Below are 24,917 nucleotides of genomic sequence, written 5' to 3' on the forward strand. Positions count from 1 at the left end.
TTTATTTGTGTTTTTTTAAAGAGCTTTTTTGTTATAATCACGGCAATATTTTTGACATGAAAAAAACTATGAAACTGAAATTTATTATTGCTGCCATTTCAGCCTTATTTTCCACCGCACTTTTTGCCCAATGGCAACCGGTTGGCAATGCTGAATACACATGGGGGCCATTCCATGTTTATACTGTCGGCTTATATTCTGAAACGGGTTCCTATGAAAAAAATGAACGTCCGTTAATGTTTTCGATTAAATATGAAAAACCAGTTGAAGGGAAAAATTTCGCCATTGCGTTAACCAAAGAAATGGAATCTCAAAATTTAAGTAAAGATGACACCACAGCATGGCTCAAAAAAATGCAGGAAATCTTCCCTGATTTTTCACCAAACGACATCTTAAATTTTGTTGCCTTAGCAGATAAAGGCTATTTTGTGTTAAATGACACCGTGTTAGATCACGAATTCGATCAAAAATTTACACAAGCGTTTATTGATGTGTGGCTTTCAGATAAAAGTAGTTTTATCAAATTACAACCGCAATTATTAGGTAAAGAAAAACCGGCTCACGATAGCAAAGAATTTCAACATCAACCAGCAAGCGAGCCTTTTGATGAAGAAAATACGATGCCGGAATTGCCACCAAATTACGATTTTAAACAAGATGCAAAAGGATAATAACAAGGGCGAACATAATATAGTTCGCCCTTTTCTTTTATTGTTTCACTTGCTGTTCTAAAAACAAGATCATCTGCAAGGCAATATCAATGCCACTGGTCTTCTCAATCATTTCTAAACCAGGGCTAGTATTCACTTCAAGCACCAATAACCCTTTTTTTGAACGAATCAAATCAACACCGGCTACCGCAAGCCCTAAGGCTTTAGTTGCACGAATGGCGATGGATTTTTCCTCTTCAGTGAGTTTAACTTTTTCTGCAGTGCCACCACGATGAAAATTTGCACGAAACTCGCCATTTTGTCCAATACGCTGCATTGTGGCGACGACTTTATCACCGATCACAAAACAGCGAATATCTGTCCCTTTTGCCTCTTCGACAAAATCTTGTAACAAGACAGGGACATTCGCATCTTTTAACGTTTCTAAAATACTGACCGCACTTTGTGGACGTTCAGCCAAGATCACGCCAATACCCTGTGATCCTTTTAAGGTTTTAATAATTATTGAGGCGGTTGTTTGCTTAATGGCTTGTTTCGGCTCAACTTCACAGCCCGATAAGACAGAATTTGGTACTGCAATGCCTTGTTCCAATAACATCTGCAAACTTCGCCATTTATCGCGTGCGGCTAAAAATGCTTGTTCTTTATTAAGGCAATAGACGCCTTTTCCTTGGAAATGTCGCAATACCGCACAGCCTATTTGGGTGCTTGTCGTCCCAAAGCGTGGTAACACAGCATCATAATCAGGCAATAAATAAGGCTCACTTTCTGCATTTTGTTGATAATACAAAGAAAAGTGCGGTTGATTTTTGTCGAGTTTTAAAGTGCAACGATTAGGATCCAAAATATCCATTTGATGCCCGCAACTTTCTGCTGCTTCTTTTAAACGCTGGCAGCTATAAAGGCGAGGCTCACGGCAAAGCATCAATAATTTCATTCAGTTATACCCTTAGGAAAAGAGAAGTTGATATATTACACCAATCACAATAATCCTGAAAAATGATTTCTGCTTTTGTGAAAATAGAGTAAAATTATTGGAGGTTTTGTTTAAATAAAAGGAAAATTTTATGTTCGTAGTTATTTTTGGTCGTCCAGGCTGCCCTTATTGTGTACGTGCAAAAAACCTTGCTGAAAAATTAAAAGGTGAAGTAGCGGATTTCGATTATCGTTATGTCGATATTATCGCAGAAGGCATTTCTAAAGCAGATTTATCAAAATCTGTCGGTAAAGAAGTGGAAACTGTGCCACAAATCTTTATTGATGAAAAACCAATCGGCGGTTGCACGGATTTCGAAGCATTAATGAAAGAACAATTTAACGTTGTGGCTTAATTTATTCTATTCATATTAAAATACGGCTTGTGTAAAAAACGTCTTTTGATGTTTTTTACACAAGCCGTACTTTTTCTTTTTATCTTATTTTTGATCTGCATCACAAAACCCATTTAATATCACTCTTTATAATTAGCCATTGAATAAAAAACCCTTTAGAATGTACCTTATTTTACTTATTTTTTATTACTAAAGGGAAATCATTATGAAGATAACCAAAGCCGCTGTCGCCGGAACACTTGAGTCTAGCGATGCTTTAATTCGTATTGAACCTGCTCACACGTTATCTATTGAAATCAATAGTTCTGTCGGAAAGCAATTCAGTGAAGCCATTGAACAAACGGTCAAAAATACACTCGCTCAACTCAATATCACAGAAGCGCTAATTATCATAGAAGACAAAGGCGCATTAGACTGCGTATTACAGGCGCGCATAAAAGCCGCCGCATTACGTGCAAGCGATGAAACCGTTAACTGGGAGGCAATACTATGAAATTAAGAAGAAGTATGCTGTTTGTACCGGGCTCAAACGCCGCCATGTTGAGCAACAGTTTTATTTATAAACCGGATTCCATTATGTTTGACTTGGAAGACGCGGTCGCCCTCAAAGAAAAAGACTCTGCCCGCTTATTAGTCGCACATGCGCTTCAACACCCGCTTTATCAAGAAATCGAAACTGTGGTGCGGGTTAATCCGTTGGATTCCGAATTCGGGTTATTGGATTTAAATGCTGTAGTGCGTGCAGGTGTTGATGTGGTGCGGATGCCGAAAACCGAAACTGCACAAGATGTAGTTGATATGGATAACGCAATTACCGACATTGAGAAAACCTGTGGTCGCGAAGTAGGTTCGACCAAAATGTTAGCGGCCATCGAATCGCCATTGGGTATCACTCAAGCAAACCAAATCGCCACCGCCTCCAAGCGTTTAATCGGCATTGCTCTTGGTGCGGAAGACTATGTGCGCAATCTTAAAACCGAACGTTCGCCGGAAGGCATCGAATTACTATTTGCCCGCTGTTCGATTTTACAAGCAGCGCGTGCCGCCGGTATTCAAGCCTTTGATACGGTGTATTCCAATGCCAACAATGAAGAAGGTTTCTTAAAAGAAGCGGCATTAATTAAACAGTTAGGCTTTGATGGCAAATCCTTAATCAACCCGCGTCAAATCGAACTCCTGCACAACTTATTTGCACCGACACAAAAAGATGTGGATCAGTCCAAACGTATTATTGAAGCAGCCAAAGAAGCGGAAAAACAAGGTTCCGGCGTCGTTTCCTTAAACGGTAAAATGATTGATGCGCCGATTATTGATCGTGCAAAACTCGTGTTAGAACGTGCGAAATCAGGTATTCGTGAAGAGTAAGGGAGAAAAAAGATGACAACAAGAGAACAACGCATTGCCAAATTCAATGCTAATCGTCCGGTGTATCAAGCAGTTCCAAAAGCCGAATCCCTTGCCCGTACGGCGAAAGACCGCAAACTTTGTGCCTCTTTGGAAGACGCGATTAAACGCTCCGGCTTAAAAGACGGCATGACCGTATCTTTCCACCACGCCTTCCGCGCCGGTGATTTTATCGTTAATATGGTGATGGATAAAATTGCCGAAATGGGCTTTAAGAATCTGACCCTCGCCTCTTCGTCTTTAATCGACAGCCACCACCCGATTATCAATCACATCAAAAACGGTGTCGTAACCAAAATCTATTCTTCCGGTTTACGCGGTGAGCTTGCCGAACAAATTTCCCGTGGTTTATTGGACGAACCGGTAAACATTCACTCCCACGGCGGCCGCGTGCATTTGGTTAAATCTGGCGAATTAAAAATAGATGTTGCCTTTTTAGGGGTACCTTGTTGTGACAAATTCGGTAACGCTAATGGCTTTAGCGGCAAAAGCAAGTGTGGCTCTTTAGGTTATGCCCGCGTAGATGCGGAATTCGCCGACAAAGTCGTGTTGCTTACCGAGGAATTCGCCGATTATCCGCACCACCCGATCAGTATCGGCCAAGATCAAGTGGATCTCATTGTGCAAGTGGATGCTGTCGGTGATCCGAAAAAAATCGGTGGCGGCGCTACCCGCATGACCACCAACCCACGCGAATTGTTAATTGCCCGCAAATGTGCCGAAGTGATTTTCGCCAGTGGTTATTTTAAAGACGGCTTTTCCTTACAAACTGGTACTGGCGGCGCTTCCTTGGCGGTAACCCGATTCTTGGAAGAAAAAATGGTACGTGACGGCATTAAAGCTGACTTTGCTCTCGGTGGTATCACTGCCAGCATGGTAGATTTACACGAAAAAGGCTTAATCAAAAAATTATTAGACGTACAAAGTTTTGATGCGATTGCTGCCGAATCTCTTGCTCGTAACCCAAATCACATTGAAGTATCTGCCAACCAATATGCGAACTATAGTTCCAAAGGCGCTTCCGTTGAGCGTTTAGACATAGTGATCCTTTCCGCATTGGAAATCGACACCAAATTTAACGTGAACGTATTAACCGGCTCTGATGGCGTAATTCGCGGTGCATCCGGCGGTCACTGCGATACAGCGTCTTCTGCACAAGTGGCCATTATCGTGGCGCCATTAGTTCGTGGTCGTATCCCAACGGTAGTGGAAAATGTGATTACCTGCGTCACGCCGGGAGAGAACATCGACATTTTAGTAACCGATCACGGTGTTGCCGTCAATCCGAAACGTCCGGATTTAATCAATGCCTTATCTGATGCAGGTATCCCATTATTTACCATCGAACAACTTTGCGAACGCGCTTACAGTTTAACCGGCAAACCAAAAGAAATTGAGTTTACCGATAAACCGGTCGCCGTTGTTCGTTACCGTGATGGAACGGTGATTGATACGGTGTATCAAGTCAAAGAATAATGCTACAAAAAATCGCCTCCTTAACCCTCCTTAATAAAGAGGCGATTTATAGCATCCACAAAAGTGCGGTCATTTTTAAACACGTTTTTGGCGCAATATGACAATTTCCCTAAATCATTTTTCTACCGATGGAACCGAAATTTCTCTCGAACAGCTTTTAACGGCGCGTGAAGAACGAGCAAATTTGCAGCAACAACTGTTAACCCAATATGGGCAAACCTTGCTTTGTGTTACCTTAACAGCAGTAGGCGGAGTGAAGAAAAATGCTCTATTAGATTATGTCTTTACAAAAACACTAGAAAATCTGACCGCACTTTTTATGCAGTTGAATATCACGCCCACAAAGGAAATTGTTCGTCCGTTAGCAACGGGGCATGAGGCGTTTTTTGTGTTGCCGATTAATGGTCGTGCGCTGAAAGCAGCAACGATTGAATTGGAGGAAAACGTACCTCTTGCCCGTTTATGGGATTTGGATGTATTCGATGCGAAAGGCAATCTGCTGAGCCGCTCAGATTTTGCTCTTCCGCCAAGAGTCTGCCTAGTGTGTGGCAATGAAGCGAAAATCTGTGCCAGAACTCGTAAACACGCCGTTGATGAAATTGTGGCAGAAATGCAATCCCGCGCCCAACGCCATTATATCGCGGAATATATCGGTGGTCAGGCTTATTCAGCATTGGTGCAAGAAGCACGCTTGTCGCCGAAACCGGGGTTGGTGGATACCATCAACAACGGTTCGCACAAAGACATGAACCTGCATACCTTTGAGCAAAGTGCGGTAAGTTTACGCCCTTTTTTTACACAATTCGTACTCAAAGGCATGACCACCGCCCATTTGCCTGAAAAACAAATCTTAGCAGAGATTCGTCCAATTGGTCTATCAGCAGAAAAGTCAATGTTTGAAGCAACAAATGGCATTAACACCCATAAGGGAGCTATTTTTTCCTTCGGCTTGGTGTGTACTGCAATGGGGCGTTTATTAGCTCAACAAAATGTAATTCAAAGTTCGGTAAAGTTTGATATAAACTCAATCTGCTCACTTGTTGCCCAATTTGCTCAAGGTTTAACAGATGAACTCAAACATTATCCCGAGCATTTTCCAGTCACAGCCGGCGTACGCTTATTCAGAAAATACGGTTTAACCGGCGCTCGTGGTGAAGCGGAAAGTGGTTTTAATCTTATTCGAACGTTGTTACCTCAATTTGATGAGTTTCATCAATTGGATGGAGAACATCGTTTACTGATTCTGTTGTTGCATTTAATGGCGACCAATCCTGACACTAACGTGGTTCACCGTGGCGGTTTGGATGGGTTAAATTTTATACAACACACAGCTCGAGATCTGCTTGCAGATCATAAAATTGTATTAGATAAAAATATACTGATACAAGCATTAATGAAATTTGACATCGCCTGTATTGAACTAAATTTAAGTTCAGGTGGTAGTGCTGATTTACTAGCACTGGCAATTTTCTTTTTATCATTTAGAGGTAATTAATATGGCATTATCAAAAAATGCAAAATTGGCGATCTTAGCGGTTATCCCTTTGATCACCTTCTTATTGCCTGCTCCAGAGGGGCTTTCTCTGATTGCTTGGCGTTTACTCGGGGTTTACATTGCTACTATTGTCGGGCTTGTAATAAAGCCTTACGGAGAACCAGTAATTTTACTCGCAGCAATTGCTGTTTCAGGTATCATTATAGGTAATACGGAAGGCGCAAAAGAATTAGTCAAAGTAGGGAATATGTTGGATGGTTATAAATCAGGCACAACATGGCTTATCTTTACAGCTTTTACCTTAAGCTCAGCATTTGTAATTACTGGATTAGGCAAACGAATTGCCTATCACATGATTGGCGCCATGGGTAGCACGACCCTGCGACTTGGTTATGTCACCATGTTCTTGGATTTACTGCTTTCACCTGCAACGCCATCTAATACAGCGCGTTCAGGCGGTATCATATTTCCAATCATTAACAGTGTGGCGGTAGCGCTTGGTTCAGATCCTGAAAAAAGCCCGAAGAAGGCCGGTCGTTATTTGATGATGAACGTATATATGGTGGTAAAAACCACGTCCTACATTTTCTTAACCGCAATGGCGCCTAATGCTCTCGCACTTTCATTAATGGCTCCAATTTTGGGGTTTGAAACTACTTGGATTAAATGGTTCTTGGCCGCCTCTGTGCCTGGTTTAATTTGCTTATTCTTAATCCCATTAATTTGTTACTGGGTCTCTCCACCTGAATTAAAAGAAGTCGATAACAAAGCTATTGCAAAAAAAGGTTTAGAAGAATTGGGGCCAATGTCTTTCCGTGAAAAAGCACTTAGCGTGTTGTTTGTCATTGCCTTATTCGGTTGGATCTTCTCTGATACGCTTCATGTGAATGCGACTATCGTAGCCATTATCGTAATGGTTCTTTGCATTATGTTAAGTATTGTAACGTGGGATGATATTCTAAAAAGTAAAGGGGCATGGAACACCTTAGTCTGGTATGGTGGTATCATTGGTATGTCGGGTTTACTGGAAAAAGCTGGATTCTTTAAATGGTTGGCTAACACATTAAGTACCACGCTTCAATTTGAAGGACATGGCATGATGGCTCTCATCGTGATTCTGACTTTAAGCGTTGCAGTACGTTATTTATTTGCTTCAGGCGGTGCATACGTAGCAGCAATGGTACCTGTATTTGCAACTGTTGGGCACGTTGCGGGAGCCCCTGCTGAGTTACTTGCACTAGGCTTAGTTTTTGCCAACGCTTACGGTGGTTCTGTAACGCACTATGGTGGTGGCCCTGGACCAATTGCATTTGGCGCGGGCTATAATGACATTAAATCTTGGTGGATCGCTGGCGCAATCATTGCATTTGGTAGCTTAATTATCCACTTAACTATCGGTATGGCATGGTGGGAATTATTAATTAGCTTAGGTTGGTTATAATATAAATTCAAAAGTGCGGTCAGATCCTTATTGCAACCGCACTTTCTCAGTTAAACTGCAATCATAAGCACAGCTTATTGTACGATCGTAACTCACAGCAAACCAATGAGTATCATTCCATAGCGTGGAAATAATCTTCTATGTCTACGCAAGAATTCGCCATCACATGCAAATATTCACAGAAAATTTCGACATTAAAGATCCGATGATACATGCTAAAAGGATTTTCAATGGGCGCATAAAGTGGATCAAATGGAAAAGGATAATTCCCGTTAGTATATTGATGGTTAATCTAACGATGAGCTCACAAATCGTGATACTTATCACATTAATTTTTATGGCAATTTTGCCAAAAAGGCATAACCGCCTTTTTCACTCATTATTTCAACATTAGAATCCGCTGTAATAAATGCTGACTCACCTTGCTTCAACGTAAGTGCGGTTGATTTTTCTTGAATTTTTAGCTCACCGTTCATCACCAATAAAATGCCCGCACTTTGAAGATTCACTTTAGTATGCTGTTCTGGTTCAACACGAATTTGAGCTAAAGCAAAATCTTTTACTGGCGTTTTATAAGTAAATTCTGACTGATTTTGAGGTGCTGCTGAGATAATTTGAGGTGTCACTTCACGACAATCCACAATTTTTAATAATTCGGCAATATCGACATATTTTGGTGTTAAGCCACCTCGAATCACATTATCAGAACAGGCCATTAACTCCACGTTTTGTCCGCGAAGATAAGCATGAGGAATACCCGCATCTTGGAAAATACCCTCTCCTTCTTTTAAATGCACGATATTAAAGAGATAAAAACACACCAAGCCTGCATCTAATTTTTCAGGTGAAATCGCAATCGCTTCCATCGTATATAGCACCCAATAATCAAGGTTATCCAGCGTCAACTCGCCATTTTTATAAGGCTGTTGATTGATTTCAATAATGGGTAATAGCCAATTTGCGAGCGTTGATTGATCCGCCAACATTACATCCGCATAAAATTCATCAAGGCTTTGTGTGCCAAGTTTTTCAGCCAAAGATTGCAAAGAAGGGCGTGCATTTAATGTGGCAAGTATTTGAGATTTTGTTTTAAAACCATGTAAAAGCCAGAAATCAGATAAGGCAATCATCATTTCTGGTTTATGATTTCTATCTTTATAAGTCCGCGTGCTGTCTGTTAATGCAATCCCTTTTACGTTTTCAGCCTCAAAGCCCTTTTCAGCTTGGGCTTTAGTTGGATGCAATTGAATCGATAACGGCTTTTCAACATCTAAAATTTTTAACAAATAAGGGAGTTCATCATCAAATTGCTGACGGCTAGTTTGCCCAAGTGCGGTCGGATTTTGCGATAAAAATTCAATTAGGGATTGTTTGCCTACTACATTCTCAATCTCTGAAGGCGCCAATGGATGAGCACCTAACCACCACTCTGCACAAGGTTGATCTTTCACTGAATTTAATCCAATCAATGATGCAATATAGTTTTTTCCGCCCCATGCATAATGCTGTACTTGGCCTGTTAATCGATAAATCATCTTTACCTTCTTAAAAAAGAATAAGTATAAAAAAATCCGCTCATTTAAAGCGGATCTTTTAATCAGTTAATCTTATTTTGTTAAACTTAGAACAACAGACTCTCCAGCAATCACCTCACCAGATTTTTTCTCAATGCATGAAATTTCGTCCATGTTAGAAATAACCACGGGGGTTAAAACTGATTTCGCTTTTGATTCTAATGTTGCTAAATCAAATTCAATTACTGTATCACCACGTTTTACGCTTTGCCCTTCTTGTGCAATACGAGTGAATCCTTCACCTTTTAATTCAACAGTATCAATGCCAAAGTGAACGAATAATTCAACTCCCTCTTTTGATTCCATTGAAAATGCATGGTTGGTTTCAAAAATTTTACCAATAATACCATCAACAGGCGCCACAATTTTGTCACCTGTTGGGCGAATTGCGATACCATCACCCACGATTTTTTCAGAGAAAACAACATCCGGTACATCTTCGATATTCACAATCTCACCAGAAAGTGGCGCATAAATTTCCACTTCCACAGCTTTATTTTCTTTTGAACCAAATAATTTGTCAAATAAGCCCATTTTAATCTCCTATCTATTAAAGATGGCTGATATTTTAACGTAAAACTTTGTTTTTGTATCTAGTTTAACGATTTTTCTGCTAAAAAAGCCTGAATTAATTGTTCAATTTCAGCAGATGTTGGTTTTTGTAATGCTTCATCCGCCAAGGCTTTTACCTCTTGATAATTCACATGACGCACTAATTTTTTAATACGAGGTACAGAAATTGCACTCATACTAAACTCATCTAAGCCCATGCCGAGCAACAATAAAGTAGCACGTTCATCACCGGCTAACTCGCCACACATCCCCGTCCATTTGCCTTCTGCATGAGAGGCATCAATGACTTGTTTAATCAAACCAAGTACTGAAGGTGACATTGGATTATATAAGTGAGAAATTAGTTCGTTACCACGGTCAACGGCTAAGGTATATTGGGTTAAATCGTTTGTACCAATACTAAAGAAATCTACTTCTTTCGCTAAGAATTTCGCATTCACTGCTGCAGATGGCGTTTCAACCATAACACCTACTTGAATGCTTTCATCAAAAGCCTTACCTTCTGCACGTAATTCGGCTTTTAACGTTTCAAGCACAGATTTTAACTCACGAATTTCTTCTACCGAAATAATCATCGGGAACATCACGGCAAGTTTACCAAATGCAGAAGCACGTAATACCGCTCTTAATTGCGCATGTAAAATCTCACGACGATTAAGGGCAATACGTATCGCACGCCATCCTAAGAATGGGTTCATTTCTTTTGGTAAATTTAAATATGGCAGCTCTTTATCACCGCCAATATCCATGGTACGTAATACCACTAGACGACCTTCCATTGCTTCAACCACTTCTTTATAAGCAATGAATTGCTCTTCTTCGCTTGGCAATTGGTCACGATCCATAAAGAGGAATTCAGTACGGTATAAGCCGACCCCTTCTGCACCATTACGGTGTACACCTTCGCAATCACGAATCGTACCAATATTCGCAACCACTTCAACTTTATGACCATCAAGGGTCACTGCCAGTAAATCTTTTAATTTTGCTAATTCTGCTTTTTCTTCAGCGAGTTTTGCTTCTACCGTTTTTAATTCATCGATTTCAGATTGAGTCGGATTCACGTAAACACGGTTGTTCACGGCATCTAAAATAAGATAATCACCGGTATTCACTCGCGCGGTCACATCATTTGTCCCAACAATAGCCGGTAATTCAAGTGAGCGAGCCATAATAGAGGTGTGAGATGTTCTACCACCAATATCCGTGATAAAACCTAATACTTTTTCTAAGTTTAATTGAGCGGTTTCAGACGGAGTTAAATCGTAAGCCACAAGGATAGATTCTTCGGTAATATCACCAAGATCGACAATGTGCATACCTAAAATATTTTTGATTAAACGATTACCGATATCACGAATATCACCCGCACGTTCTTTTAAGTATTCATCATCAATTTCAGACAACATTTCAACTTGTTGATCAATGATTTTACTTGCTGCCACACTCGCATTCACTTTATGTGAACGAAGATAATCAATAATCTCTTCTTCTAATTCTTCATCTTCAAGGATCATTAAATGGCCTTCGAAGATAGCCGCTTTTTCTTCACCTAAAGATTTTAATGCGCGTTGATGAATAGAATTAAGTTGCTCAACGGCTGCTTCACGGCCCGCATAAAAACGAGCAACTTCTGACTCGATTTGATCTTCTGAAATTTTTTGGAAATCCAGAACAATTTTTTCTTCTTTTAATACTAAAGCTTTACCAAAAACGATACCTGGCGATGCTGGGATACCTGTAATCATAATTTTACATTCCGAAATAATTTGAAATAATTTATTAAAGACTAAATAAACAATAGCCACAGAATAGGAACCCTGTGGCTATCGTCAATTATTCTAAAGTAGGAATTAATGCTACTAAATGTTCAACGGCTTGTTGTTCGTCTTCACCTTCTGCCGAGATGGTAATTACAGTTCCTTGCGTCAAACCTAAGGTTTGTAGCTTAAATAAGCTTTTAGCACTTGCACTCTTGCCTGCAGAAGTAACAGTTACATCCGAAGCAAAAGCTTTTGCTTCTTTTACGAACTGTGCCGCAGGGCGAGTATGTAAACCATTAGGAGCCGTAATCTCTACATCTTTTGAGAACATAATGTTACCTCTACATAGTAATAGTAAAATTCAAAAAACAATCTTATAAATCCGCAGTAGTATCCCTGTTAAGTATAAAATAATCAAGGAAAAACATAAAAAAAATTGAGCGATATCACAAAATTTAAACGTTTGCTTACTAAGTTAGAATAAAACATATACTACACAGAAAAATGACGTTGTGATTTTGTCTCACTCAGGCTTTCAATAAGGCGATGATAATTTTCATAGCGTATTGGTGAAATCCGCCCTGCCTCTACCGCTTCTCGTAATGCACAGCCAGGATCGTTCAAATGCTTACAATCTCGGAATTTGCACGTCCCTAAGAAATATTGAAATTCACGATATCCTTTGGTGATCTGATCTGGCTCCAAATGCCATAAACCAAACTCACGAATACCCGGTGAATCAATCAAATTGCCGCCTTGTGGTAAGTGGTATAAACGAGAAGAAGTCGTGGTATGTTGCCCTAAGCCTGAGGTTTCACTGATACCGCCTACCTGCGCATTAACTGTTGGTAAAATATGGTTAATTAAACTGGATTTACCTACCCCTGACTGCCCCACAAAAATGGATGTGCCATCACTTAAAAGTGCGGTCAATTTTTCCATATTTTTTCCGGTTTCAGCAGAAATGATGATGGTCTGATAACCAATATCCCGGTAAATCTGTAATTGACTTTCCACTTCCTGCTCTTGCTCGGCATCCAGTAAATCGCCTTTATTCACCACAATGACAGGTTCGATCCCGGCATTTTCACACACCACTAAATAACGATCGATAATATTGAGTGAAAGTACCGGCACTACCGCAGAAACAATAATAATACGATCGATATTAGCAGCTATTGGTTTCAACCCATCATAATAATCTGGGCGAGCAATTTCATTTTGTCTTGGGTGAATGGCTTCAATCACCCCACTCACTCCTTGGAGCTGTTCATTGCCTTGTCGCCAAATCACTTTGTCTCCAACCACAAGACTAGAAAGTGTACGACGTAAATTACAACGGAAAATTTCGCCTTGTGCATTTTCCACATCGGCATGCACCGAATAACGCGTAACGACTATCCCATCTTGGCTTTCACCTAGCATATCATCTTGCCATTCCACTTCTTTCTTCTTGTGGCGATGCAAGGCTTTCGCGTTATTTGATTGAATTCGACGAGTTTGATTTTGCGTTAGTTTACGTTTGCTCATAAAGTGCGGTCGTTTTTTCCGATGTTTTTCGTTAAAATAAACGGGATTAAAAATGTTTATAGGATACCTTATATTATGCAATTAGATAAACAAAATCTGATTTGGATCGATTTAGAAATGACAGGATTAGATCCTGAAAAAGAACGCATTCTTGAAATCGCAACCATTGTGACCGATAAAGATCTCAATATTTTAGCTGAAGGACCTGTGATTGCAGTTCATCAAAGTGATGAATTATTAAACAAAATGTCGGAATGGTGCGTAAAAACCCACACAGCTAACGGCTTAGTGGAACGTGTTAAAGCGAGCAAACTCACCGAACGTGCAGCAGAATTACAAACATTAGATTTTTTAAAACGCTGGGTGCCGAAAGGTGCTTCACCGATTTGTGGCAACAGCATCGCACAGGATAAACGCTTTCTTTACAAATATATGCCTGATTTAGCGGATTATTTCCACTATCGTCATGTGGATGTCAGCACATTAAAAGAATTGGCTTCTCGCTGGAAACCAGAAATTTTAGATGGATTTAAAAAAGGTAATACCCATCTAGCTCTTGATGATATTCGTGAATCAATTAAAGAGTTAGCTTACTACCGTGAGCACTTTATTAATCTGGGTTGATGAAAACTTAGGCAAACTCAATCATTTGCAAAATCTGCGCTTGCGTTGAATAAATTTTTTCGTATAATGTTGCCTCATTCACCAATGTGAAATGCGGGAATAGCTCAGTTGGTAGAGCACGACCTTGCCAAGGTCGGGGTCGCGAGTTCGAGCCTCGTTTCCCGCTCCAAATTTTCACATGGATACCATGCGGGAATAGCTCAGTTGGTAGAGCACGACCTTGCCAAGGTCGGGGTCGCGAGTTCGAGCCTCGTTTCCCGCTCCAAATTCTCAATCCGTTGCTGAAAAGCAGCGGATTTTTTATTGTATTTTCCCTACATATTCCCTTCAAAATACGATAAAATCCCCTAGAAACTTTAACCTAAAAAATCACGCTAAGAATGACCGAATTAACCCAATACATTCCTGATGAAGGCACTATGCTCCGTTTTGGTAAAAAACTCGCAGAAGTGTTGGTAAAACAACCGAAAGATAACGCTATTGTGCTTTATTTTAATGGCGATCTTGGTGCAGGTAAAACCACCCTGACTCGTGGAATGGTGCAAGGTTTAGGCTACCAAGGCAATGTCAAAAGTCCTACTTATACGTTAGTGGAAGAATATAGCATTGCAGGGAAAATGATTTATCACTTTGATTTATATCGTCTTGCCGATCCTGAAGAACTGGAATTTATGGGTATTCGTGATTATTTCAGCCAAAATTGTATCTGCTTAATCGAATGGGCAGAAAAAGGTGAAGGTATCTTGCCTGAGGCTGATTTATTGGTGAATATTGACTATTACGACGATGCTCGAAACATTACGCTAATTGCTCAAAACTCAGTAGGCGAGCATATTTTGGCACAACTATAAAACTGACTTACATGAAAGCAAAATTTTCGTTTCTTTTTGGAATATTTTCTCTAATTTCTACTAACGTATTTGCCGCACCACAATGGACAATTGCCATTGATCCCGGCCATGGCGGTAAAGATCCTGGTGCAATCGGAAAAAATTTAGGTATTTATGAAAAGAATGTCACGCTTTCTATTGCTCGAGAACTAAAAGCTTTATTAGATAAGGATCCTAATTTCAAAGGTGTCTTAACACGTAGTAGCGATTACTACATTTCTGTTCCTGAGCGCTCTGAAATTGCACGAAAATTTAAAGCAAATTTTCTTATTTCAATTCATGCCGACTCTTCGTTAAACCCTAACCAACGTGGAGCGTCTGTCTGGGTACTCTCCAATCGCCGTGCTAATGATGAAATTGGGCAATGGTTAGAAGATGATGAAAAACGTTCAGATCTTCTCGGAGGCACGGGTAAAGTACTTTTAAGCCACAATGATAAATATTTAGATCAAACAGTGCTCGATTTGCAATTTGGACATAGTCAACGTACTGGCTATGAGTTAGGAAATAGTATTTTACGTCGTTTTTCACGTGTAACACCTTTAAGCCGAAGCATGCCTCAACATGCTAGCCTTGGCGTATTACGTTCACCGGATATTCCTTCTGTTCTCGTGGAAACGGGGTTTCTTTCTAATATGGAAGAAGAACAAAAACTGAATACTATTACTTATCGTCGCCGTATTGCTTATATGATTTATGAAGGCTTAGTCGCTTATCGCAACGGTAATTTAAAAACGATCGTAGTTCTACCTAGTGACGAGCAAGACAGCAAATCTACAAAATTAAACAATCAAAACAATGAAAACAATGAAAAATCTGACCGCACTTCTGATGTGAAAGACAGCGGTATTCGCCATAAAGTGAAATCAGGCGAAAGCATTGGTAGCCTGGCGAACAAATATGATGTCAAAGTCAGTGAAATCATTGAGTTAAATAAACTGAAACGCAAAGAACTTTGGCTAAATGAAACCATTAAGATTCCAGATAATGGCAAAGGCAAAAAAGCGGAAGAACCAACTAAAAAAGAAGAGAAAAACGCTGAAAAATCTGACCGCACTTCAAGTGTTAAAGACAGTGGCGTCCGTCATAAAGTGAAACCTGGTGAAAGCATTGGTAGCCTGGCAAACAAATATGATGTAAAAGTCAGTGAAATTATTGAATTAAATAAACTAAAACGTAAAGAACTTTGGCTGAATGAAACTATTAAAATCCCAGATAACGGCAAAGGCAAAAAGATAGAAGAAAAACCTAAATCGAATGATAAAGCCAAAGCTGATAACAAAGGGAAAAACAGCAAGATTGTTGAAGCTGAAAAAGCCGTTTCTAAAAAAGATAAAAAACAAGAAAAAACCGAGAGTAAAAAAGAGCCTGAGAAAAAAGGCAACGATAAAAAAGACGCTTCTTCAAAAGGAAATGAGAAGAAAGATAATGGCAAGAAAGAAATCCCGCTTTACCATACGGTGAAAGCCGATCAAACTCTCTATGGCATCTCTCGTGAATACAATGTACCGGTTAATCGTCTTTTAAAACTGAACCCAATATTGAAAAACGGCAAAATCGTGACTGGGCAAAAAATCAAACTTAAAGAAAAATAAGGAATCCTATGGCAATCAAAATTCTTTCTCCACAGCTGGCTAATCAGATTGCCGCAGGTGAAGTGGTCGAACGCCCTGCTTCTGTGGTGAAAGAATTAGTGGAAAACAGCCTTGATGCCGGTGCCAATAAAATTCATATTGATATTGAAAACGGCGGCGCCAGCCTGATTCGTATTAGAGATAATGGCAGTGGTATTCCTAAAGAAGAATTAAGTCTCGCACTCGCTCGACACGCAACCAGTAAAATTACCGATCTTGATGATCTCGAAGCCATTTTAAGTTTAGGTTTCCGCGGTGAAGCCCTTGCCAGTATCAGCTCGGTTTCTCGCCTCACACTTACCTCTCGCACAGCTGAGCAAAATGAAGCGTGGCAGGTTTATGCACAAGGACGAGAGATGGAAACTACAATTAAACCTGCGTCTCATCCAGTCGGCACGACAGTTGAAGTCGCAAATCTCTTTTTTAACACGCCTGCTCGTCGTAAATTCTTGCGCACTGATAAAACAGAATTTGCTCATATTGATGAAGTCATTCGCCGAATTGCTTTAGCAAAATTTAATATTGCTTTTACGCTCACTCATAACGGCAAAATGATTCGACAATATCGTCCTGCAACGAATGAAGAGCAACAACTAAAACGTGTTTCCGCTATTTGTGGCGATGATTTTGTTCAACATGCCTTGCGCATTGATTGGAAACATGATGATCTGCATCTTTCTGGCTGGGTGGCGACACCTGAATTTACACGTTCCCAAAATGATTTGAGCTATTGCTATATCAATGGACGAATGGTGCGTGATAAAGTGATCAACCATGCAATTCGTCAAGCTTATGCGGAGCATTTACATACGGAGCAATACCCTGCATTTGTGCTATTTATCGACCTCAATCCACATGATGTCGATGTCAACGTGCATCCAACAAAACACGAAGTTCGCTTCCATCAAGCCCGCTTAATTCATGATTTTATCTGCCAAGGTGTAACAAATGCGCTCAATGCTATTCCTCAAGCTGAATTGGATTTAGCGCCAGCGATAAATGAGGCAAGAGAGCCTTCAGCTTCGTATCAAACGCACTATGAAACAAAACCCAATCGTGCAGCGGCAGGGCAAAATATTTTCGCCTCAAATTATCATCAATATAGTGAAAAACAATCAGAAAATCGATCGCACTTTTCAAACCGTAGTGAATATGTTCCGTCATATGGTTATCGTGAACAACCTACAAAGACAGAACAACGCTTATATGGGGAATTAGTACGTCCTGTGGAAAATTCTCAAGTTTTAACAAAGTCAGTCGTTGAACAACTCCCACAAACAAGTGAACCAGGCTATTTACGCGCATTAGCATTAATTGAAAATAAAGCGTTGCTTTTACAACAAAATCAGCAGTTTTATTTGATGTCATTAGCTAAATTGCAAACCTTAAATTATGAATTAACCTTACAACAAGGTGAAATTTCACAACAGCCGTTACTCATTCCGATTATTTTCCGCTTAGATGAAAAACAATTTGAACAATGGAAAAAACAAAAAGCTTTTTTCCAACAAAGTGGTTTTGAATTTATTGAAAATGAAGCCCAGCTACGTCTTACATTAAACAAAGTCCCTGCGGTTTTACGTACGCAAAATTTACAAAAATGTGTGGTAAGCCTACTTGCGGAAGATCTAGAAAATATGCCTGATTTTCTGACCGCACTTTGTCAGACTCTAGAAATGAAACTAATTCAAGTATTAGCGGATGCGGTCAGCTTATTAAGTGAAACGGAACGCTTACTGAATAAAGCTCATCAAGAAAAATTTAATACATTACTGAAACCAATTAACTGGCAGCCTTTTTTAAGCGATTTGTAATATGACACAAAAAACTGACTCCAAACCAACCGCACTTTTTCTGATGGGACCGACGGCCTCAGGAAAAACGGATCTTGCTATTCAATTACGTCAAAGCCTGCCAGTGGAAGTGATCAGCGTCGATTCTGCATTAATTTATAAAGGCATGGATATTGGTACGGCAAAGCCTTCTAAAGAAGAACTAGCCCTTGCCCCTCACCGCTTAATTGATATTTTAGATCCCGCTGAAAGTTATTCTGCGATGAATTTTCGTGACGATGCACTCAGAGAAATGGCTGATATTACCGCACAAGGTAAAATTCCACTTTTGGTTGGCGGCACGATGTTGTATTACAAAGCATTGATTGAAGGACTTTCCCCCCTTCCATCTGCTGATGAAAAATTACGGTTAGAGATTGAAGAAAAAGCGCAGAAATTTGGCTGGCCAGCACTTCATCAAGAATTACAAAAAATTGATCCTATTTCGGCAGAACGTATCAATCCAAATGATTCACAGCGTATTAATCGTGCATTAGAAGTATTCTATTTAACGGGCAAATCATTAACGGAATTAACCGAACAAAAAGGCGAAGAATTGCCTTATCAATTTTTACAGTTTGCTATTGCACCAGAAGATCGCGCGGTATTGCATCAACGTATCGAACAACGTTTCCATAAAATGATCGAATTAGGTTTCCAAGAAGAGGTGGAAAAACTCTACCAACGAGAAGATCTCCATCCTGATTTGCCTTCTATCCGCTGTGTGGGCTATCGCCAAATGTGGGAATATTTACGTGGTGACTATGATCATGAAGAAATGGTCTTCCGGGGGATTTGTGCAACTCGACAATTAGCAAAACGACAAATCACTTGGCTGCGTGGCTGGAAAACACCATTAAATTGGCTAGATAGTCTGCAATCGCAACAAGCCAAAGAAATCGTACTACGCAAGATTGACGAACATTTTAAGGGGTAAATTATGGCGCTTTCACTTCCGCTTTCGACTGAAAAACTCATTCAACTTGGCGAAGTGCTTTGCCAACATTTCCCTGAAATGAATCTTGATGAAATAACCCAACAAATCGAGCAAGACGCAACAGATTTCACGACATCAATCGGACAAATAAACTATGCCATCAGTCTGTCTGATTTCTTGGAAAAAGTCTTAAAAAAACACCCGCACTTTTTAGCTCAATGGTGGCAAACACCTCCTCAATTTTCAGATTGCCAACATTATGCTAGCCGTTTAGCTGACCAACTCTCCACTATCCAAAACGAAGAACAGCTTTACAAAACGCTACGAGATTTTCGTAATCAAGAAATGGCAAAACTTAGTTTCTGTCAAAGCTTGAATCTTGCCACCGTAGAAGAAATTTTTATTTGTCTTTCTCAGCTTGCTGAAAACCTTATCATTGGTGCGAGAGATTGGCTGTACAAACAAGCTTGCGAAGAAATGGGCACGCCTTGTGATGAAAATGGCAATCCTCAGCAACTCTATATTCTTGGTATGGGAAAATTAGGTGGTTTTGAGCTAAATTTCTCCTCTGATATTGATTTAATTTTCACCTACCCTTTACAAGGCGAAACTGTTGGTGCAAGACGAGCTGTTGATAACGCTAAATTTTTTACCCGTTTAGGGCAACGTCTAATTAATACCTTGGATCAATTTACGCCAGATGGTTTTGTCTATCGTACGGATATGCGTCTTCGCCCTTTTGGTGACAGCGGCGCACTTGCCTTAAGTTTTTCTGCGATGGAGCAATATTACCAAGATCAAGGGCGAGACTGGGAACGCTATGCCATGATCAAAGGGCGTATTTTAGGCGCCGATGAGCAAGATCCCAATGTAAAAACCTTACAACAATTACTTCGCCCCTTTGTGTATCGACGCTATATTGATTTTAGTGTGATTCAAGCTTTACGTGAAATGAAAGGTAAAATCGAGCGCGAAGTACGTCGCCGTGGCTTAAAAGACAATATTAAGTTAGGTGCAGGCGGGATTCGAGAAATCGAATTTATTGTGCAAGTTTTTCAACTGATTCGAGGGGGACGTGAGATTAAGCTCCAACAACATGAATTGCTTAAACTTCTCCCTGAAATACGAGATCTTGGCTTAATTACGCCCCAGCAATATTATGAATTAAAAGAAGCTTATATCTTTCTACGACGTACTGAAAACGTGCTTCAAGCCATTGATGACCAACAAACGCAACTACTTCCAACAGATGAAGAAAATCGTCTTAGATTAATGGTCGCTTGTCGAGAATACACTTATTTAGATGAGAACAATCAGGCTACGATAAAATCTTATCCAATTGAAAACTGGGATGATTTCTATCAAACACTACAATCACACCAACAAAAAGTGCGGTCAGTTTTTGATACATTAATTGGTGAAGAAAAAGATGAACGTAGCGATGATAATAATCAGTGGATTGATTTTTTAGAGGGTGATATCGATGATATTGAACAAATGCTGATTGATAATCACATTGATGAAGACGCGATTTCCGATATCTTAGATAAACTTATTCAATTCAAAGAGGGGCTTGCTCGCCGTGTTATTGGCACTCGTGGTCGAGAAGCTTTAGCTCACTTATTGCCAAATATCTTCACTCAAATATTTGAACAAAAAAATTACCGCACTTTATTACCGCGCATTCTCAATATTATCGATAAAATTGCGAGTAGAACGACGTATTTGGAATTGCTCTTAGAAAATCCTCAAGCCATTGAGCAGCTTATTGAACTATGTTCGCAATCACAGATGATTGCCGAACAAGTGGCTCGCTACCCTATTCTACTCGATGAATTATTAAATACTGAGGCACTACGTAATCCATTACCATTCACACAGTATCCTGATGAATTGAAGCAATATATGCTGCGATTACCGCAAGACGATGAAGAACAATTTATTGACGGGTTACGCCAATTTAAACAATCTATTTTATTACGTGTTGCAGCCGCTGATATTCTCGGCGTATTGCCTGTTATGAAAGTAAGCGATCATCTCACTTATCTGGCTGAAGCAATTATTGATGCCGTTGTCAATTTTGCCTGGCAACAAGTCAGTCAACGCTTTGGTGTACCTGAACATCTAGTAGGTAAAACAGAAAAAGGCTTTTTAGTCATTGGCTACGGTAAACTAGGCGGAATTGAACTCGGTTATAAATCTGATTTGGATTTAGTCTTTTTATACCAAGCTGTTGAAGGCCAAACCATTGGTGGGAAAAAATCCATTGATAGTAACCAATTCTATTTAAGATTGGCTCAAAAAATTGTCAGCATTTTTAGTATGAACACCAGTGCAGGCATACTTTACGATGTTGATATGCGATTACGTCCTTCAGGCGATGCTGGCTTATTAGGCTGTTCACTTCAAGCATTTGAAAACTATCAACTCAATGAGGCTTGGACATGGGAGAAACAAGCGCTTGTCCGTAGCCGTGCTATTTTTGGTGAAACTGAATTAAAAACAGAATTTGAAAAAATTCGCTGTAAGGTACTTTCCGCTCAAAGAGATATTAATCAGCTAAAAATCGAAGTAAGAGGTATGCGCGAAAAAATGTACGAACATTTATCTCATACAAAAGACAGCTTTTTTAATATCAAAACAGATCGTGGCGGCATTACTGATATTGAATTTATTGCCCAGTATCTGATGCTTGCGAATGCCCCAGCTAATCCAATATTAACCAAATGGTCTGATAACGTCCGTATCTTTGATTCAATGGCAGAATATCACATTATTTCTCTAGCTGAGTGCGAAAAACTTAAGTCCTGCTACGTGACACTACGTAATAAAATTCATCACCTGAACTTATTAGGAAATCCTGTCATTGTTGATGATTCGGCGTTTGCAGAAGAAAGAGAGTTTGTTTGTTCTTTCTGGAATAAGCTATTTTCTTAAAAGATTAAAGGAGTCGATCCCCAGATAGTTGGTATAAACTCGTTCTTATATATTCTCTACGTAAAAACAGCTTAACTTTCTACCGCACTTATATTGTCAAAGTAATCTTTAATAAAACTCCATAAACAAAAACCCCAAGCCATTCAGCTCGGGGTTCTACATTCAGTACCTGGCGGTGTCCTACTCTCACATGGGGAAGCCCCACACTACCATCGGCGCATCGGCGTTTCACTTCTGAGTTCGGTATGGGGTCAGGTGGGACCACCGCTCTATCGCCGCCAGGATTATTCCTTTAATAACTTTTCTATTTCTCTCTGCTCCGCTATCTCTAGCGTCTCACAACCAAACAAGCTGATTCACCTAAAAACTTTCTTCTTCTCTTTCTTCTCTGAGTTTGTTTCGTCTTCTCAACACCCAAAACCCTTGAGCGTTGTATAGTTAAGCCTCTCGGGCAATTAGTATCTGTTAGCTCAACGGCTCGCACCGCTTACACACCAGACCTATCTACGTCTTAGTCTTAAACAACCCTTACTGTCTTAAAAACAGGGAGAACTCATCTCTTGGCAAGTTTCGTGCTTAGATGCTTTCAGCACTTATCTTTTCCGCACTTAGCTACCCGGCAATGCGTCTGGCGACACAACCGGAACACCAGTGGTGCGTCCACTCCGGTCCTCTCGTACTAGGAGCAGCCCCAATCAATTCTCCAACGCCCACGGCAGATAGGGACCGAACTGTCTCACGACGTTCTAAACCCAGCTCGCGTACCACTTTAAATGGCGAACAGCCATACCCTTGGGACCTACTTCAGCCCCAGGATGTGATGAGCCGACATCGAGGTGCCAAACACCGCCGTCGATATGAACTCTTGGGCGGTATCAGCCTGTTATCCCCGGAGTACCTTTTATCCGTTGAGCGATGGCCCTTCCATTCAGAACCACCGGATCACTATGACCTACTTTCGTACCTGCTCGACTTGTCCGTCTCGCAGTTAAGCTTGCTTATACCATTGCACTAACCTGACGATGTCCGACCGTCATTAGCAAACCTTCGTGCTCCTCCGTTACTCTTTGGGAGGAGACCGCCCCAGTCAAACTACCCACCAGACACTGTCCGAGACCGCGTTCCGCAATCTTCGTTAGAACATCAAACGTTAAAGGGTGGTATTTCAAGGTCGACTCCATAGAAACTGGCGTTCCTACTTCTAAGTCTCCCACCTATCCTACACATCAAAATTCAATGTTCAGTGTCAAGCTATAGTAAAGGTTCACGGGGTCTTTCCGTCTAGCCGCGGGTACACCGCATCTTCACGGCGATTTCAATTTCACTGAGTCTCGGGTGGAGACAGCCTGGCCATCATTATGCCATTCGTGCAGGTCGGAACTTACCCGACAAGGAATTTCGCTACCTTAGGACCGTTATAGTTACGGCCGCCGTTTACTGGGGCTTCGATCAGGAGCTTCTCTTTCGATTACACCATCAATTAACCTTCCAGCACCGGGCAGGCATCACACCCTATACGTCCACTTTCGTGTTTGCAGAGTGCTGTGTTTTTAATAAACAGTTGCAGCCAGCTGGTATCTTCGACCGGTTCAACCTTCAGGGGCAAGCCCTTACAATCTACGCCGGCGCACCTTCTCCCGAAGTTACGGTGCTATTTTGCCTAGTTCCTTCACCCGAGTTCTCTCAAGCGCCTGAGTATTCTCTACCTGACCACCTGTGTCGGTTTTCAGTACGGTTTAGATAAACCTGAAGCTTAGTGGCTTTTCCTGGAAGTGTGGTATCGGTTACTTCAGCTCCGTAGAGCCTCGTCATCATCTCTCAGTGTTAAAGAAGTCCGGATTTGCCTAAACTTCACACCTACTAACTTAAACGCACATATCCAACAGTGCGATAACCTAACCTGCTCCGTCCCCACATCGCAGTTTATCCAAGTACGGGAATATTAACCCGTTTCCCATCGACTACGCTTTTCAGCCTCGCCTTAGGGGCCGACTCACCCTGCCCCGATTAACGTTGGACAGGAACCCTTGGTCTTCCGGCGAACGGGTTTTTCACCCGTTTTATCGTTACTTATGTCAGCATTCGCACTTCTGATACGTCCAGCAAACCTCTCGATTCACCTTCTTCCGCTTACAGAACGCTCCCCTACCCAACAGACTTTCGTCTGATGCCGCAGCTTCGGTGCTATATTTGAGCCCCGTTACATCTTCCGCGCAGGCCGACTCGACTAGTGAGCTATTACGCTTTCTTTAAATGATGGCTGCTTCTAAGCCAACATCCTAGCTGTCTAAGCCTTCCCACTTCGTTTCCCACTTAATATAGACTTTGGGACCTTAGCTGGCGGTCTGGGTTGTTTCCCTCTCCACGACGGACGTTAGCACCCGCCGTGTGTCTCCTGAGTATCACTCTTCGGTATTCGTAGTTTGCATCGGGTTGGTAATCCGGGATGGACCCCTAGCCGAAACAGTGCTCTACCCCCGAAGGTGTCCGCTCAAGGCTCTACCTAAATAGATTTCGGGGAGAACCAGCTATCTCCCGGTTTGATTGGCCTTTCACCCCCAGCCACAAGTCATCCGCTAATTTTTCAACATTAGTCGGTTCGGTCCTCCAGTTAGTGTTACCCAACCTTCAACCTGCCCATGGCTAGATCACCGGGTTTCGGGTCTATACCTTGCAACTATTCGCCCAGTTAAGACTCGGTTTCCCTTCGGCTCCCCTATTCGGTTAACCTCGCTACAAAATATAAGTCGCTGACCCATTATACAAAAGGTACGCAGTCACCCTTTCAGGCTCCCACTGCTTGTA

General features: G+C 41.0%; 19 protein-coding genes, 2 tRNA genes and 2 rRNA genes (1 of these 23 cut by a window edge). 15 read left to right on the top strand and 8 right to left on the bottom strand.

The window, feature by feature from the left end:
• Positions 1 to 68 precede the first annotated feature (68 nt).
• Positions 69 to 671, top strand: a complete 603-nt coding sequence (locus tag EL215_RS09810; RefSeq protein WP_054418949.1) for a chalcone isomerase family protein — start codon at positions 69 to 71, stop codon at positions 669 to 671.
• A gap of 37 nt (positions 672 to 708) precedes the next feature.
• On the opposite strand, the gene EL215_RS09815 is transcribed toward EL215_RS09810, so the two are convergent.
• Positions 709 to 1,608 (bottom strand): ATP-grasp domain-containing protein, encoded by a 900-nt coding sequence (locus EL215_RS09815; protein ID WP_126471846.1) that lies wholly within the window; start codon positions 1,606 to 1,608, stop codon positions 709 to 711.
• A 130-nt stretch (positions 1,609 to 1,738) separates the two neighbouring features.
• Here EL215_RS09815 and EL215_RS09820 point away from each other — a divergent pair, with 130 nt between their 5' ends.
• The 6 genes from EL215_RS09820 (at position 1,739) to EL215_RS09845 (ending at position 7,818) form a co-directional block, all read left to right on the top strand.
• Positions 1,739 to 2,002, top strand: a complete 264-nt coding sequence (locus tag EL215_RS09820) for a GrxA family glutaredoxin (protein WP_005695639.1) — start codon at positions 1,739 to 1,741, stop codon at positions 2,000 to 2,002.
• A gap of 205 nt (positions 2,003 to 2,207) precedes the next feature.
• Entirely contained in the window at positions 2,208 to 2,495 is a 288-nt protein-coding gene (gene citD / locus EL215_RS09825) for a citrate lyase acyl carrier protein (RefSeq protein WP_126471848.1), read from the top strand.
• The gene (citE, locus tag EL215_RS09830; RefSeq protein ID WP_164757084.1) at positions 2,492 to 3,367 is read left to right on the top strand and encodes a citrate (pro-3S)-lyase subunit beta; all 876 of its coding nucleotides are present in this window, start codon (positions 2,492 to 2,494) and stop codon (positions 3,365 to 3,367) included. Before citD ends, citE begins: the two co-directional genes overlap by 4 nt.
• A 12-nt stretch (positions 3,368 to 3,379) precedes the next feature.
• Positions 3,380 to 4,882, top strand: coding sequence for a citrate lyase subunit alpha (gene citF, locus EL215_RS09835; protein WP_049355410.1), 1,503 nt, complete (start codon positions 3,380 to 3,382; stop codon positions 4,880 to 4,882).
• A 97-nt stretch (positions 4,883 to 4,979) separates the two neighbouring features.
• On the top strand, positions 4,980 to 6,377 hold the full coding sequence (gene citG / locus EL215_RS09840) for a triphosphoribosyl-dephospho-CoA synthase CitG (protein ID WP_126471850.1): 1,398 nt from the start codon (positions 4,980 to 4,982) through the stop codon (positions 6,375 to 6,377).
• A gap of 1 nt (position 6,378) precedes the next feature.
• Positions 6,379 to 7,818, top strand: a complete 1,440-nt coding sequence (locus tag EL215_RS09845) for an anion permease (RefSeq protein ID WP_126471852.1) — start codon at positions 6,379 to 6,381, stop codon at positions 7,816 to 7,818.
• A gap of 335 nt (positions 7,819 to 8,153) precedes the next feature.
• Here the strand turns inward: EL215_RS09845 and manA are convergent, their stop codons facing one another.
• From manA to rsgA, 5 genes are all read right to left on the bottom strand, one after another.
• Entirely contained in the window at positions 8,154 to 9,353 is a 1,200-nt protein-coding gene (gene manA / locus EL215_RS09850; protein WP_126471854.1) for a mannose-6-phosphate isomerase, class I, read from the bottom strand.
• A gap of 72 nt (positions 9,354 to 9,425) precedes the next feature.
• Positions 9,426 to 9,926 carry a PTS glucose transporter subunit IIA gene (gene crr, locus EL215_RS09855; protein ID WP_126471856.1) on the bottom strand — a complete coding sequence of 167 codons (501 nt, stop codon included), beginning with the start codon at positions 9,924 to 9,926 and terminating at the stop codon, positions 9,426 to 9,428.
• Between the two features lie 59 nt (positions 9,927 to 9,985).
• A complete protein-coding gene (ptsI, locus tag EL215_RS09860) occupies positions 9,986 to 11,713 on the bottom strand; it encodes a phosphoenolpyruvate-protein phosphotransferase PtsI (RefSeq protein WP_126471858.1) in 1,728 nt (575 codons plus the stop codon).
• Positions 11,714 to 11,801: 88 nt separating this feature from the next.
• Entirely contained in the window at positions 11,802 to 12,059 is a 258-nt protein-coding gene (gene ptsH / locus EL215_RS09865) for a phosphocarrier protein Hpr (protein ID WP_049355416.1), read from the bottom strand.
• Positions 12,060 to 12,220: 161 nt separating this feature from the next.
• Positions 12,221 to 13,258 carry a small ribosomal subunit biogenesis GTPase RsgA gene (rsgA, locus tag EL215_RS09870; protein ID WP_126471860.1) on the bottom strand — a complete coding sequence of 346 codons (1,038 nt, stop codon included), beginning with the start codon at positions 13,256 to 13,258 and terminating at the stop codon, positions 12,221 to 12,223.
• 75 nt (positions 13,259 to 13,333) lie between these two features.
• On the opposite strand from rsgA, the gene orn reads away from it, so the two are divergent.
• The 8 genes from orn to glnE all read left to right on the top strand — a co-directional run bounded on the left by orn (position 13,334) and on the right by glnE (position 22,112).
• Positions 13,334 to 13,882 (top strand): oligoribonuclease, encoded by a 549-nt coding sequence (orn, locus tag EL215_RS09875; protein WP_126471862.1) that lies wholly within the window; start codon positions 13,334 to 13,336, stop codon positions 13,880 to 13,882.
• 93 nt (positions 13,883 to 13,975) lie between these two features.
• A tRNA-Gly gene (locus EL215_RS09880) sits at positions 13,976 to 14,051 on the top strand.
• 20 nt (positions 14,052 to 14,071) lie between these two features.
• Positions 14,072 to 14,147, top strand: a tRNA-Gly gene (locus EL215_RS09885).
• Between the two features lie 115 nt (positions 14,148 to 14,262).
• Positions 14,263 to 14,733, top strand: a complete 471-nt coding sequence (gene tsaE, locus EL215_RS09890; RefSeq protein ID WP_126471864.1) for a tRNA (adenosine(37)-N6)-threonylcarbamoyltransferase complex ATPase subunit type 1 TsaE — start codon at positions 14,263 to 14,265, stop codon at positions 14,731 to 14,733.
• A gap of 11 nt (positions 14,734 to 14,744) precedes the next feature.
• On the top strand, positions 14,745 to 16,367 hold the full coding sequence (locus EL215_RS09895; RefSeq protein ID WP_126471866.1) for an N-acetylmuramoyl-L-alanine amidase: 1,623 nt from the start codon (positions 14,745 to 14,747) through the stop codon (positions 16,365 to 16,367).
• Positions 16,368 to 16,375: 8 nt separating this feature from the next.
• On the top strand, positions 16,376 to 18,220 hold the full coding sequence (gene mutL / locus EL215_RS09900) for a DNA mismatch repair endonuclease MutL (protein ID WP_126471867.1): 1,845 nt from the start codon (positions 16,376 to 16,378) through the stop codon (positions 18,218 to 18,220).
• 1 nt (position 18,221) lies between these two features.
• Positions 18,222 to 19,175: a tRNA (adenosine(37)-N6)-dimethylallyltransferase MiaA gene (miaA, locus tag EL215_RS09905; protein WP_126471868.1), complete on the top strand. Its 954-nt coding sequence runs from the start codon at positions 18,222 to 18,224 to the stop codon at positions 19,173 to 19,175.
• A 3-nt stretch (positions 19,176 to 19,178) separates the two neighbouring features.
• Positions 19,179 to 22,112 (top strand): bifunctional [glutamate--ammonia ligase]-adenylyl-L-tyrosine phosphorylase/[glutamate--ammonia-ligase] adenylyltransferase, encoded by a 2,934-nt coding sequence (glnE, locus tag EL215_RS09910; protein WP_126471870.1) that lies wholly within the window; start codon positions 19,179 to 19,181, stop codon positions 22,110 to 22,112.
• Positions 22,113 to 22,279: 167 nt separating this feature from the next.
• Here glnE and rrf read toward each other — a convergent pair.
• Together rrf and EL215_RS09920 are read right to left on the bottom strand one after the other, a co-directional pair.
• Positions 22,280 to 22,395 (bottom strand): 5S ribosomal RNA (rrf, locus tag EL215_RS09915).
• Positions 22,396 to 22,546: 151 nt separating this feature from the next.
• Positions 22,547 to 24,917 (bottom strand): 23S ribosomal RNA (locus EL215_RS09920); it runs 526 nt beyond the window's last position.

Source organism: Haemophilus parainfluenzae, from assembly GCF_900638025.1.
In the GTDB taxonomy this organism is placed as follows: domain Bacteria; phylum Pseudomonadota; class Gammaproteobacteria; order Enterobacterales; family Pasteurellaceae; genus Haemophilus_D; species Haemophilus_D parainfluenzae_J.

Excerpts from the sequence above, each read along its gene's own strand:
- EL215_RS09810 (WP_054418949.1), top strand. The coding sequence starts at position 69 with ATGAAACTGAAATTTATTATTGCTGCCATTTCAGCCTTATTTTCCACC.
- EL215_RS09815 (WP_126471846.1), bottom strand. The coding sequence starts at position 1,608 with ATGAAATTATTGATGCTTTGCCGTGAGCCTCGCCTTTATAGCTGCCAG.
- EL215_RS09820 (WP_005695639.1), top strand. The coding sequence starts at position 1,739 with ATGTTCGTAGTTATTTTTGGTCGTCCAGGCTGCCCTTATTGTGTACGT.
- citD (WP_126471848.1), top strand. The coding sequence starts at position 2,208 with ATGAAGATAACCAAAGCCGCTGTCGCCGGAACACTTGAGTCTAGCGAT.
- citE (WP_164757084.1), top strand. The coding sequence starts at position 2,492 with ATGAAATTAAGAAGAAGTATGCTGTTTGTACCGGGCTCAAACGCCGCC.
- citF (WP_049355410.1), top strand. The coding sequence starts at position 3,380 with ATGACAACAAGAGAACAACGCATTGCCAAATTCAATGCTAATCGTCCG.
- citG (WP_126471850.1), top strand. The coding sequence starts at position 4,980 with ATGACAATTTCCCTAAATCATTTTTCTACCGATGGAACCGAAATTTCT.
- EL215_RS09845 (WP_126471852.1), top strand. The coding sequence starts at position 6,379 with ATGGCATTATCAAAAAATGCAAAATTGGCGATCTTAGCGGTTATCCCT.
- manA (WP_126471854.1), bottom strand. The coding sequence starts at position 9,353 with ATGATTTATCGATTAACAGGCCAAGTACAGCATTATGCATGGGGCGGA.
- crr (WP_126471856.1), bottom strand. The coding sequence starts at position 9,926 with ATGGGCTTATTTGACAAATTATTTGGTTCAAAAGAAAATAAAGCTGTG.
- ptsI (WP_126471858.1), bottom strand. The coding sequence starts at position 11,713 with ATGATTACAGGTATCCCAGCATCGCCAGGTATCGTTTTTGGTAAAGCT.
- ptsH (WP_049355416.1), bottom strand. The coding sequence starts at position 12,059 with ATGTTCTCAAAAGATGTAGAGATTACGGCTCCTAATGGTTTACATACT.
- rsgA (WP_126471860.1), bottom strand. The coding sequence starts at position 13,258 with ATGAGCAAACGTAAACTAACGCAAAATCAAACTCGTCGAATTCAATCA.
- orn (WP_126471862.1), top strand. The coding sequence starts at position 13,334 with ATGCAATTAGATAAACAAAATCTGATTTGGATCGATTTAGAAATGACA.
- tsaE (WP_126471864.1), top strand. The coding sequence starts at position 14,263 with ATGACCGAATTAACCCAATACATTCCTGATGAAGGCACTATGCTCCGT.
- EL215_RS09895 (WP_126471866.1), top strand. The coding sequence starts at position 14,745 with ATGAAAGCAAAATTTTCGTTTCTTTTTGGAATATTTTCTCTAATTTCT.
- mutL (WP_126471867.1), top strand. The coding sequence starts at position 16,376 with ATGGCAATCAAAATTCTTTCTCCACAGCTGGCTAATCAGATTGCCGCA.
- miaA (WP_126471868.1), top strand. The coding sequence starts at position 18,222 with ATGACACAAAAAACTGACTCCAAACCAACCGCACTTTTTCTGATGGGA.
- glnE (WP_126471870.1), top strand. The coding sequence starts at position 19,179 with ATGGCGCTTTCACTTCCGCTTTCGACTGAAAAACTCATTCAACTTGGC.